Annotated in this window: 11 protein-coding genes and 1 tRNA gene; 6 read left to right on the plus strand and 6 right to left on the minus strand. The window is 32.2% G+C overall.

What is annotated here, in order from left to right; all coding sequences use genetic code 11:
• Positions 1–3: 3 nt before the first annotated feature.
• From tsaD to QM746_RS14590, 4 genes are all read left to right on the plus strand, one after another.
• Complete coding sequence (tsaD, locus tag QM746_RS14575) at positions 4–1,020, plus strand: tRNA (adenosine(37)-N6)-threonylcarbamoyltransferase complex transferase subunit TsaD (protein WP_414984886.1); 1,017 nt, start codon at positions 4–6, stop codon at positions 1,018–1,020.
• Between the two features lie 62 nt (positions 1,021–1,082).
• On the plus strand, positions 1,083–1,973 hold the full coding sequence (locus tag QM746_RS14580; RefSeq protein WP_414984887.1) for a DUF808 domain-containing protein: 891 nt from the start codon (positions 1,083–1,085) through the stop codon (positions 1,971–1,973).
• A gap of 10 nt (positions 1,974–1,983) precedes the next feature.
• A complete protein-coding gene (locus QM746_RS14585; RefSeq protein ID WP_414984888.1) occupies positions 1,984–2,697 on the plus strand; it encodes an RsmE family RNA methyltransferase in 714 nt (237 codons plus the stop codon).
• Between the two features lie 35 nt (positions 2,698–2,732).
• Positions 2,733–3,221 (plus strand): hypothetical protein, encoded by a 489-nt coding sequence (locus QM746_RS14590; protein WP_414984889.1) that lies wholly within the window; start codon positions 2,733–2,735, stop codon positions 3,219–3,221.
• 45 nt (positions 3,222–3,266) lie between these two features.
• Here QM746_RS14590 and QM746_RS14595 read toward each other — a convergent pair whose 3' ends face one another.
• Positions 3,267–3,932 (minus strand): TrmH family RNA methyltransferase, encoded by a 666-nt coding sequence (locus tag QM746_RS14595; protein WP_414984890.1) that lies wholly within the window; start codon positions 3,930–3,932, stop codon positions 3,267–3,269.
• Between the two features lie 86 nt (positions 3,933–4,018).
• On the opposite strand from QM746_RS14595, the gene QM746_RS14600 reads away from it, so the two are divergent.
• Positions 4,019–5,044 carry an asparaginase gene (locus QM746_RS14600; RefSeq protein ID WP_414984891.1) on the plus strand — a complete coding sequence of 342 codons (1,026 nt, stop codon included), beginning with the start codon at positions 4,019–4,021 and terminating at the stop codon, positions 5,042–5,044.
• A 24-nt stretch (positions 5,045–5,068) separates the two neighbouring features.
• A tRNA-Ser gene (locus tag QM746_RS14605) sits at positions 5,069–5,155 on the plus strand.
• A gap of 31 nt (positions 5,156–5,186) precedes the next feature.
• On the opposite strand, the gene QM746_RS14610 is transcribed toward QM746_RS14605, so the two are convergent.
• The 5 genes from QM746_RS14610 to gldK form a co-directional block, all read right to left on the minus strand.
• On the minus strand, positions 5,187–6,212 hold the full coding sequence (locus QM746_RS14610) for an NAD(P)/FAD-dependent oxidoreductase (RefSeq protein WP_414984892.1): 1,026 nt from the start codon (positions 6,210–6,212) through the stop codon (positions 5,187–5,189).
• Positions 6,213–6,280: 68 nt separating this feature from the next.
• The gene (gene gldN, locus QM746_RS14615) at positions 6,281–7,108 is read right to left on the minus strand and encodes a gliding motility protein GldN (protein WP_414985162.1); all 828 of its coding nucleotides are present in this window, start codon (positions 7,106–7,108) and stop codon (positions 6,281–6,283) included.
• Between the two features lie 297 nt (positions 7,109–7,405).
• Positions 7,406–8,971 carry a gliding motility protein GldM gene (gldM, locus tag QM746_RS14620; RefSeq protein WP_414984893.1) on the minus strand — a complete coding sequence of 522 codons (1,566 nt, stop codon included), beginning with the start codon at positions 8,969–8,971 and terminating at the stop codon, positions 7,406–7,408.
• A 49-nt stretch (positions 8,972–9,020) separates the two neighbouring features.
• Positions 9,021–9,710 carry a gliding motility protein GldL gene (gene gldL / locus QM746_RS14625; protein ID WP_414984894.1) on the minus strand — a complete coding sequence of 230 codons (690 nt, stop codon included), beginning with the start codon at positions 9,708–9,710 and terminating at the stop codon, positions 9,021–9,023.
• Positions 9,711–9,769: 59 nt separating this feature from the next.
• Positions 9,770–11,179: a gliding motility lipoprotein GldK gene (gene gldK / locus QM746_RS14630; protein WP_414984895.1), complete on the minus strand. Its 1,410-nt coding sequence runs from the start codon at positions 11,177–11,179 to the stop codon at positions 9,770–9,772.
• Positions 11,180–11,284 lie beyond the last annotated feature (105 nt).

An 11,284-nucleotide genomic window follows, 5' to 3' on the forward strand; every position in this document is an offset into this window, starting at 1 on the left:
CTTATGAACGAACCAATTATTTTAGGAATAGAATCTTCTTGCGACGATACTTCTGCAGCTATTATTAGTGGCAACACTATTTTGTCTAACATTGCAGCCAACCAAACTATTCATATAGAATACGGTGGCGTGGTGCCAGAATTAGCATCAAGAGCTCATCAACAAAATATTATTCCTGTAGTTGAAAAATCCTTCACTAAAGCAAATATACAACAAAAAGATATTTCTGCCATAGGATTTACCCGAGGACCAGGCTTACTAGGTTCTCTTTTAGTAGGAACTTCTTTTGCTAAATCTCTTGCAATGAGTTTAGACGTTCCATTAATTGAGGTAAACCATCTTCAAGCGCACATTCTTTGCCATTTTATTGAGGATGCAAATCCAATGCCACCAAAATTTCCTTTTCTTTGCCTTACTGTTTCTGGCGGACACACCATGATTGTTTTGGTTAAAGATTATTTCGACATGGAAATTATCGGAAAAACCATTGACGATGCTGCTGGTGAAGCTTTCGATAAAATTGGAAAAATTATGGATTTAGATTATCCCGCTGGTCCTATTATCGATAAATTAGCAAAATTAGGAGACGAAAAAGCTTTCTCTTTTGGGAAACCAAAATTAGAAAACTACGATTATTCTTTCAGCGGAATTAAAACTTCTGTCTTGTATTTCTTACAAAAACAACTGAAAGAAAACCCTAATTTCATCAAAGAAAATGTGGAAAATCTCTGCGCTTCTGTTCAAAAAACAATTATTGATGTTTTAATGAACAAATTAGAAAAAGCTGCTAAAGATTATAATGTGACAGAAGTTGCTATTGCTGGTGGAGTTTCTGCCAATTCGGCTCTCAGAAATGCAATGCAAAAAAATGAAGAAAAACTTGGCTGGAATGTTTACATTCCAAAATTTGAATATACAACAGACAATGCCGCAATGATTGCGATGGTGGCAAAATTGAAATTCGAACGAGGAGAATTTACCGATTTAAAAACCAGCGCAACTGCGAGATATGATATGTGATAATGGAAAAGCTAATGATAAAGAAAATCACTTCTAACTTTTTAATTTTAACTTAAACAAATATGGCATCAGGCTTTTTTGCAATTTTAGACGACATTGCAGCATTAATGGACGATATTGCAGTTACCAGTAAACTCGCAACTCAAAAAACTGCCGGAATTTTAGGAGACGATTTAGCTGTAAATGCCGAAAAAGCAACTGGCTTCTTATCTTCAAGAGAATTACCTGTACTTTGGGCAATTACAAAAGGGTCATTTATTAACAAACTCATCATTCTACCAATAATTTTCCTTCTAAATTGGCTATTTCCTATCGCTATAAAAATTGCTTTAATTCTCGGAGGAATCTATTTAGCCTACGAAGGTGTAGAAAAAATTATAGAATTCTTTTTTCATAGAGATAAAAAAGGACACGAAGTAATAGAAGAAAGCTCTCTAAAAGAAGAAGATGAACACTCCGAAAAAGCAAAAATAAGCTCAGCTATTAAGACAGATTTTATCCTTTCTTTAGAAATTGTAATTATCGCTTTGGGAACGGTTATAGAAAAAGAACATCCTTTAGTTACACAAATTATTGTGGTTTCTTTGGTTGCTATTCTCGCAACAATAGGTGTTTATGGCATTGTAGCCCTTATCGTTAGGATGGACGACGCAGGCTTTTTCTTAATGAAAAAATCTAAAAACAAAGGCTTTTTGTCAAAATTAGGAGAAATTTTAGTAAAAGCATTGCCTATCGTTATCAAAATTCTTGGCGTTGTAGGCACCATTGCTCTCATATTGGTTTCTGGTGGAATTTTTCTACACAACATAGATTACATTCATCACATTATTCCGCATACTATTCCTTCAACAATAATTGAATTCGGACTTGGAATTGTTTTTGGTTTGGTAGCAGTCTTATTGATGACCATTTTTAAGAAAATAAGTTCTAAATTAAAATCTACAAAAGCATAATTTCCACAGAATGAAACTTTTTTTCGGACAAATAAAACCTGAGATAAAAATTAACGAAGAAGAACAACAACACATCGTGAAAGTTCTTCGTATGCGAGAAGGAGAAGAGATTTCTATCACCGATGGCGAAGGGAATTTGGCAACCGGAAATCTTATTTTCGAGGGTAAAAAAGTTTCTTTGGATGTAAAAGAAGTTAAAGAAAATTTACCAGATTTTTCGCCAAAACTACATATTGCGATTGCTCCCACAAAAAATATCGACAGGATAGAATTTTTTGTTGAAAAAGCTACGGAAATGGCAATTTCTGAAATTACCATCCTACAAACCGAAAAAACAGAGCGCAAAAATCTAAACATTGACAAACTCAGAAAGCAAGCGATTGCAGCTTCTAAACAAAGTTTAAGATTTCATTTTCCTAAAATTAATGATTTGACAAAACTTTCAGATTTTATAAAAAATGTAAATGCTGAAACAACATTTGTAGCACATTGTGACGAAAATTTTGAAAGAACAGAATTGAAAAATCTACAAAAATCTTTCGACTCCGCTCAAAATGACAATATTACATTTTTAATTGGTCCAGAAGGCGATTTTTCTGAAAAAGAAATAAAATTACTCGCTGAAAAAGGTATTAAAGCCGTTTCTCTTGGAAACCAAAGACTCAGAACCGAAACTGCCGGAGTTTTTGTAGCAGCGTGGAATTATGAGAAAATTTTTGATTAAGTAATTCATCATATTAATGTCAAACATTTAGTAAAATGAAATTTTTAAATTTAATTTTGATTTTCGCTTCTGTAATATGTTTTGCACAAAAAATTGAGTGGAATTCTGAAAGGAAACTGACAGCAAATGATTTTAAAGGTGAAATTCCTTTAATTAAATCTCAAGAGGCAGCAGGTTCAATGATTACGCTTGAGTATAAAATTATTTCGACTTCAATTTGGAATGGAAAAATCAAGATTAATATTTTCCCAACATTCGATACATCAATGTCGTGGATAGAACCAATTTCAATTAATGAAAGTTTAATAAATCATGAACAAAAACATTTTGATATTGGAAAAATCTATTCTGAAAAACTACAAAAAATAGTAGATAGAAAAATAAAAACTACAAAAGATTTTAATGAAAATTTTAAAATTTATTATGATGAAATTTACGATGAATTCTATAAATTTCAATCAGATTATGATTTAGCAACTGAACATGGACGAAATATTGAAGTCCAAAAAAATATGATATTTTAATTAATGAAATGTTGGATAATTTCAATTAAATTAGTTTAACAATATTCACTTTTTCAAAAACCTTTCCAAAAGTTCTTCTCCGCTTCTAATAGAATTCACCGTCCAACGGATTTTCATTTCCAACAACTTTTCATCAGAAAGTTTATAGTCAATCCCTGATTTCATGAGTTTTTGCTTCAGTTCATACATACAAATTGCAGCGGCAACAGACACATTAAAACTCTTAGTAAAACCATACATCGGAATCGCCAAAGTTTCGTCTGCAAATCCCAAAACTTCGTCAGAAACCCCTTCTAATTCTGTCCCGAAAACCAAAGCAATGGGTTCTTTTATTTCGTAATCTGGCAACATTGTCGCATTTTTTTCTGGAGAAACCGCCAAAATTCTGTACCCTCTGTTTTTAATTTCCTTCAAAGAATCTATATTATTTGGCATTTTTTCTACTTGTACCCAAGTTTCGGCTCCTTTGGTTACTTTTAAATTCGGATTAAAAACATTTTCTTCTTCCAAAGCCACCACATGATGAAAAGCGCACGCTTCCACACTTCTTACAATTGCTGCAGCATTCCGAAACTGATATACATCTTCCATCACAGGAAGCACAAAATCGCTACTTTCTTTAGAAAAATGCTCAATTTTACTTAATCGTTCATCGGTAAGAAATTGTTTTAAATAATCAAAAGTTTCTTGAAGTTTATCTTTAGGAATCATTTTACAAAATTGCAAAATATTTTAGAAATTAACTTTAAATTTTTAACTTTAAACCCGAAAAAAATCTACAAAAAAGAAAAATTTAAATGAAAAGAAAAGTCCTTATCATCTATACTGGCGGAACCATTGGGATGGAAAAAGATTATGAAACTGGAAGTTTAAGAGCTTTTGATTTCAATCATATTTTCAATAAAATACCAGAAATGAACCTTTTGGAGTGCGAAATTACCGTTCACCAATTTTCAGAACCACTAGATTCTTCGGATGTAGGACCAAAAGAGTGGAAAGAAATTGCCACACTTGTAGAAAAAAACTACAAAAATTTTGATGGATTTTTGATTCTTCACGGTACAGATACCATGGCTTATACCGCTTCTGCACTTAGTTTTATGCTTAATAATCTTAAAAAACCAGTAATTCTTACAGGTTCTCAATTGCCAATTGGAGATTTAAGAACAGATGCCAAAGAAAATTTATTAACCAGTCTTTATTATGCAAGTTTGTACGAAAATAATGAAGCCGTTGTGCAAGAAGTTGCGCTTTATTTTGAATATAAATTATTGAGAGGAAACCGTTGTTTGAAGTATTCAGCGGAAAATTTTGATGCTTTTATCAGTCCAAACTATCCTATTTTAGGAGAATCTGGAGTTCACTTGAAGGTAGAAGAATCAAGATTATTTAAAAATGAAAATAATGAACCTTTTTATGCCGATTTACATTTAAGCGACAGCGTTTTTCTTTGGAGAATTTTCCCAGGAATTAACTTAGAGCACTTACCTGTTACTTCTCAATTAAAAGTTTTAATCTTACAAGTTTTTGGTTCTGGAACAATTTTCAGTAATAAAAAAACAGAAGAAATTTTACAAAAAATAAAAGATAACGGAACTGAAATCATTGTAATTTCCCAATGTATCTCCGGTGGAATAAGCATTGGAAAATACAATAACAGCAATGTTTTTAAGAAAGTAGGAGCAATTAGCGGACAAGATATTACAGCAGAAAGTGCTTTAGCAAAAGCAATGCATATTATTGACAATCCTAAATACAAAGGAAGTTTTGCCGAAAATTTTTCTAAAAATCTACGTGGAGAAATTTCTGAAATTGAATTATAACCACTACATTTGCAATCTTGAAAAAGAAAGGTGTCCGAGTGGTTGAAGGAGCTACCCTGGAAAGGTAGTATACGGGTAACTGTATCGAGGGTTCGAATCCCTTCCTTTCTGCAAAAATCCATCATTAATTTGATGGATTTTTTTATTGAAATCTTTTCAAATCTACTTCGGGATGAATTTCTTCTCCATTTTCTAGATGATTGTACAAGTTAATTGCAAAGTAATTCCCGTTGAGAATTCCTCTTGCTCCTAATCCGTTAAAAACATATATGTTTTTAAATTGAGGGTGATTTCCCACAATTGGTCTTCTGTCTTTCACTGTGGGTCTTAAACCGAATTTAACATCCAAAACTTCAAAATCTTTAGGATAAAACTCAGATAAAGCATCTCTTAACTTTTCTACCGCAGAATCATCAATTTCTTGATGGGTTTGTTCTCTGTCGTAAGTTCCGCCATAATAATAAGAATCATCATTAAGTGGAAAAATAAAATGTTTCTTTTTCATTGTATAGTCTTCATCAATTTTCTCAGAAAGTTTCACTTCTAAATGATGTCCTTTATTAGGTTCTACAGGAATTTCAGAGAAAAAAGGATTGTCTTTTACGCCCATTCCTTCAGCAAAAACGATGTTTTTAAACTGAAAATCTTTGTAAATAGAAGAATCTGTATTGAGTAATCTATAATTAAACTTTTCACGAATTAAAGTTCCTTTTCTATCTAAATAACTAAATAAATCATGAAAAAAGCTCCTAACGTCTAATCTTGCAGATTGATTTACTTTTCCGCATCCGTGAGGATTTTTAACTGAATTCAATTCTATAAAATCATCAGACAAAAATTGAACATCTTGCGATTTTTTTAACCAAAGTTCTTTTTCTTTTTCATCGTGAAAAACTCTTAGAATTGGTTTATCAATCAAATAATTCTTTAGAGTATAAATTTCAATTTCCGAAAGTGTTTTTTTAAGCGAATCAATTTGTTCTTGAGCCAACCAAAATGTTGTAAATCTCTTTAAAACCGCAGGATTAATGATACCGGCAGAAAACATAGAAGCACCTTTTTTTCCTTCGGAAAAAAGATAAAAACTTTTGTTATTTTTAATTAATTGATGAGCAAAAAACAAAGCTGCATAGCCATCACCAACGATTATATAATCTACGTTTTTCATAAAAAATAAATAAAAAAACCTAAGTACAAATATACTTAGGTTTTAGTTTATATAAGATATGAGGTCTGTTAATAATTCCACATATCGTTTTCCATTTCTAGAATTTGAGCTTTAATTCTCTCACTTTCTTCCAATTGTTCTTCTGCATCGTGAGGAATATAATCGCTGATTTTACCAGTTCCTAAACCGTTGTCTGATTTGTAGATAATAGAAGAAAATCTTCTAGCATTCAACACATCATCATAAGTAATATCTGATGAAAGATTTTTACCATTGAAAACGATTTGGTTAGCCAAAACTTCTCTAGCATCTGGATAATATACCCAGAAAAGGTCTATCAATTCATCTTTATTACCAAGAGATTGTCCATCAGCAGTTTTTTCAGCCATCATAGAAGGATCTGGTCCCATAGCAGCAATACCAAGAAGTCTGTATTTCATTTGACCATCTCTTCTATCTACATACCACATTCCTTTTATTTTAAGAAGCTTTACATTTTCTGTTTTAGTTTCTATAATATCAGTACCAGCTTTAATATCTTCTGGAGTAATTTTATCACCAGAATTTCTTTTATCAATTAACCATGGAGTTTCCACAGTAACTTTTAATCTCTGCTGAATTTGGTCTGGTGTAAGCTTAGTTGTAAACATTTCATCATCATAAACTTCTTTTATTTTACCATTATTGATATTATCTAACAATATTTGATAAAGAGATTTATTAGAAGAAACTAAACCATCAGCATTATGATAAAAAGGCTGATTGATTTTTTCGTTCATATCAATAATTTCCCAAACAACCATACTTCTAAGCACGTCTTTATCTTCAATAAACCCATAATCAATTGGTTTATTTTTAACAGAAACCAAAGAATCGCCAACTTTTACTTTCAGCATATCTCTATATTTTCTGTAAGTAGAAGGAGATTTAGCATTTAGAATATTAAGTGAAGTAATTGGCTCATCATTTTCTTCCAAATTTTCTGTAGCCACAGGTGTACTTACAGGAGGAGCAGTATCTACTACTGCTGCTGGTTCTACAGGAGCTGCATTAGCTTTTTTAGTTGTTTTGGCTTTAGTTCTTTTCTTAGTTGATTTCTTTTTTTGAGCATCAACCGAAAGAAAACTTAGCGCTAATAGAAGTATTACAATCTTTTTCATTTGAAATGATGATATTATAGTATTATAACTAAATTATTGTACATTTATTACAATTGGGCTTATTCTTTTTAAAGTTTGCCCTCCTAATCCAGAAGCAGTAGCTTGAATTCCCGCAATATAAACTATGTCTCCAGATCTTAAATTCTTAGTAAGTCCTGCAACAGAGCTTAGAGAACTTCCATTTACAAACATTGCAGCTTTACCTGGAACTTTGAATTTAAATCCTGTAACAGTGAATGTAACTGGGAAATCAAATTCTGGAATTGCAGCAGAAACCGTCTGATTTGCAATAGAACTTGCAGGCATAGAAAGTTCATTTTCTCCTCTAATTTGTCCTTGTGGAGGAGGAACATTTTTAATTCTGAAATCAAATTTCTGAGAAATAACTTTACCGCCAGGTCCTTTTCCAGAAATAGTAAGAGAAACTGTATTGCCACTACCTGGAGTAACCGTCCATTTACCACCACTACCAGATACAGAAGTACCAGGAGCAGAAAGCGTAAGACCAGAAGTATTAGCTCCTAAAATAGAACCAGAAATTGGGTTAGCAACTCCTCTGTAAAGAACATTCATTTTATCCGCAGACAAAATAGCCCCTTCTTGAGCTTTAAGAGCTTCAGAACCAGAAACTACACTATATTTGAATGTATAAGGCATAGTAACCACTTTTCCTTTGTCTCCGTTAAAATAAATATTTCCTCCAATAGTATGTTCACCAAGGTCTCCACCAAGATTTAAAACACCTTGTCCGTTTACCACTTGTGCATTATCAATTCTTAATCCTGGCAATGTGCTAGCGTAGGTTCCAATTAGAACTTTAGCAGTAGCTGTTTCACCTTTTTGGATAGCTGTAGGCCCTGCAACAATGGCTTCATAAGCATTGAACTGAATATCTGCATCTACTTTTTCTTTCAACATTAAAGAAAGTGTATTAGATTGTAGATTTCTAGCTTCAGATTGAATTACTTCAAGATTTGCTAAAGCCGCCACCAAAGGTTGATTATAAAATTTATACTGTAACCAAGTTTTTCCTTGTTTGTTTTTACCTTTAGGGAAATCAGATACTAAGTTTTCATTAGCTCTACTTACTACAGATTTAAAATCTGGAAGATTAGAGAAATTTTGATTGATAAAATCTTTAAGAGCAGTCATTTTAAGCTTAAGCTCCATAGATTTATCCGAAGGAAAAGCTTCATCTCCTCCTTTAAAAAAAGTATATGTAGAAGGTTCTGTATTATTTAAAGCTGCAAAATTTTCTTCTGGATCTAATTCAGGATTATACTCTGCTTTTGCTTTCATATTTAATTTAGTTTCCTCAATTGAATTAACTAAACCATCTACAACATCTTTCATTTTTAGGTATTGAGTATTTGCAACACCAAAAGTTTCAGGACTGTTTTTAGCTTTTTCTCTTAAAGTTGTTTCAAAAATACCTGTATTTTGATTTTCTGTTAAAAGTCTAGTATTTTCGAGAGACCTGTAGGTACTTTCGTAAGATCTTATAATTTCTTGATCTATCGACATTGCCATCATCGCAATGAAAACAAGATACATCAAGTTAATCATTTTCTGACGTGGTGATAATTTTCCTTTTGCCATTTTAATTCTTTTTTCTAAAGTTTTTAATTAATTAAAATATTAAAGAAAATTAAGCTTTCATTGCAGAAAGCATTCCGCCATAAACTCTATTTAAATTATTTAAGTTAGAAGTTAATCCTGTTAATTCTTCATTGAATTTTTCAGACTGCTCTGCAGATTTTTGGATGTCTTCTACATATTTTTTGCTATACTCTGCTTGTTGTTTACCATGGTCTAATTGTAAAGCATATAGAGCATTCATACTTTCTAGATGACTAGCCGCAAGAGTTAGCTGGTCGTTATATTTAGAAGTAGCAGCAGAAACATCTACAGTGCTATTAATTTGATCTACAGAAGCTGAGAATTTATCAATACCGGCTTTTAATCTTTCGAATAAAGAAACATCTAATTTTGCATCTTCTAACATTTTGTCTAGTTTGTCAGAAAGTGTAGCATCTAATACAGAAGTTTCAACATTATTAGCGACTTTTCTTGGCTTTGGCTGTGCATTTTCATCTAATAATTCTGGGTAAACATTTTCCCATGCATAATGAGATTCTTCTTTAGGTGCATCAAAAGCAAATATTAAGAAGATTATTGCTTCTGTAATTAGCCCCCCAGCTAAAACCCAACTCCCTGTAAGAAAACCAATATGCCAGTGATTTAACTTGAATAGTGCTCCTAAAATTACAATAGATGCACCAAATGAATATACAAAATTTAAAATTGAATCTTTTGTACCAAATACTCTTTTTAACATGTCTCCGAATTTTTTTAATTATAGTCTTATTTTTACTTAACCAAGTTTTTTAGTTTTTTTTATTTGCTAGATGTTCTTAATCTGGCTGAACCCGCAGGTACATCTTGAATTGTTCTGAAACCAATATAACTTCTCGCTGAATCTTTTCTTTCCCAATCTCTATATCCAGTCATTAATACGTAACCAACGTCTTTCCAAGAGCCACCTCTAACAGATTTTCTAGGTTCTCTGTAAGCTTGATTAGACAAATATGGATTTAAAGTAGATGAGAATTGATAGGTAGAATTGCTGTAAGGAGATTCTGTCCATTCTGCAACATTCCCTGCCATATTATACAATCCAAAACCATTTTTATGAAAGGTTTTTACTGGAGCAGTGTATGGATAAGTTCCTTTTTTCTCGTCTTCTATATAATTACCTCTTTTTGGTTTGAAATTTGCCAAATAACAACCTCTATCATCTGTTAAATAAGGGCCACCCCAAGGATAAGTAGCATTTTCCATACCACCTCTAGCTGCGTATTCCCACTCAGATTCTGTAGGCAATCTAAATTTCATAGGGTTATCTCCTCTTTTTTTGCCACCTTTTACGTAATCTCTTTTAGCTTTAGTCTTATAGTCACAAAAAGCTCTAGCTTGATCCCAAGTTACCCCAACAACAGGATAATCTTTGTAAGCTCTATGCCAAAAATATCTATCAAATAATGGTTCGTTATAAGCATAATTAAAGTCTTTAACCCACACTGTAGTATCTGGATAAACCGCTATACTTTCTTTTTTAAGATATTGAATACCTCTATTTTTATCTTTTACCGCAGATGCAATATCTTCCCATTGATAAGAATACTTCAACTTATCTGTATCTATCAATCTTTCGTTATTGATTCTTTTTTCCGGAGCGATATACATTGATTCTAAAACTTCTGCATATTTTTCGTCTGGATATTGAGATGTTTTCCAATAAAGTGGCGTTTTCCAATCTAATTTTTTAGCATCGCTATAACCATCTCTGTCTCCTTGAGATTCTAAATACTTCTGATAAGCAGATTCATTTTCTTTATTATTCGCTTTTTTAGCTAAATAAGTATATCTACCAATACCTTCATCTCCTCCACCATCACCAGCAGCTTCTGCTAGTAAGGTTCTTGCTATAGAGTCTCTTACATAATTTACAAAAATTCTATATTCTGAGTTGGTTACTTCGGTTTCATCCATAAAGAAAGACGAAACGGTAACGGTTTTAAGAGGTGCTTTTTCGGGAGTTCCAGAAAAATCTACATCGGCAAGTCCCATTACAAACGAACCACCAGGAATGGCAACCATTCCGTAAGGTCTTTGAGCTACAAATGAGTTTTTGCTCTCTTTAGGAACCAACTCACCTCTAGAATCTGGTTTTCCTGAACTTGTTTTTCCCCTAGAACAAGAGACTACAAACGATGCCGCAAGCATCACAAGAAACATTCTTTTCATTATCAAATTCAAATTTAGCGGTAAATATATAATAATTTTTTTAACAAATCTTTAAGATTTATTACAAACGCTAGTTTTTATAAATTATTTTACAAAAATTTAATT

The organism is Cloacibacterium sp., from assembly GCF_047601505.1.
Taxonomy (GTDB): Bacteria; Bacteroidota; Bacteroidia; order Flavobacteriales; family Weeksellaceae; genus Cloacibacterium.

Bases quoted from the DNA above. Each gene is read 5' to 3' on its own strand.
- tsaD (WP_414984886.1), top strand. From the start codon at position 4: ATGAACGAACCAATTATTTTAGGAATAGAATCTTCTTGCGACGATACT.
- QM746_RS14580 (WP_414984887.1), top strand. From the start codon at position 1,083: ATGGCATCAGGCTTTTTTGCAATTTTAGACGACATTGCAGCATTAATG.
- QM746_RS14585 (WP_414984888.1), top strand. From the start codon at position 1,984: ATGAAACTTTTTTTCGGACAAATAAAACCTGAGATAAAAATTAACGAA.
- QM746_RS14590 (WP_414984889.1), top strand. From the start codon at position 2,733: ATGAAATTTTTAAATTTAATTTTGATTTTCGCTTCTGTAATATGTTTT.
- QM746_RS14595 (WP_414984890.1), bottom strand. From the start codon at position 3,932: ATGATTCCTAAAGATAAACTTCAAGAAACTTTTGATTATTTAAAACAA.
- QM746_RS14600 (WP_414984891.1), top strand. From the start codon at position 4,019: ATGAAAAGAAAAGTCCTTATCATCTATACTGGCGGAACCATTGGGATG.
- QM746_RS14610 (WP_414984892.1), bottom strand. From the start codon at position 6,212: ATGAAAAACGTAGATTATATAATCGTTGGTGATGGCTATGCAGCTTTG.
- gldN (WP_414985162.1), bottom strand. From the start codon at position 7,108: ATGCTGAAAGTAAAAGTTGGCGATTCTTTGGTTTCTGTTAAAAATAAA.
- gldM (WP_414984893.1), bottom strand. From the start codon at position 8,971: ATGGCAAAAGGAAAATTATCACCACGTCAGAAAATGATTAACTTGATG.
- gldL (WP_414984894.1), bottom strand. From the start codon at position 9,710: ATGTTAAAAAGAGTATTTGGTACAAAAGATTCAATTTTAAATTTTGTA.
- gldK (WP_414984895.1), bottom strand. From the start codon at position 11,179: ATGAAAAGAATGTTTCTTGTGATGCTTGCGGCATCGTTTGTAGTCTCT.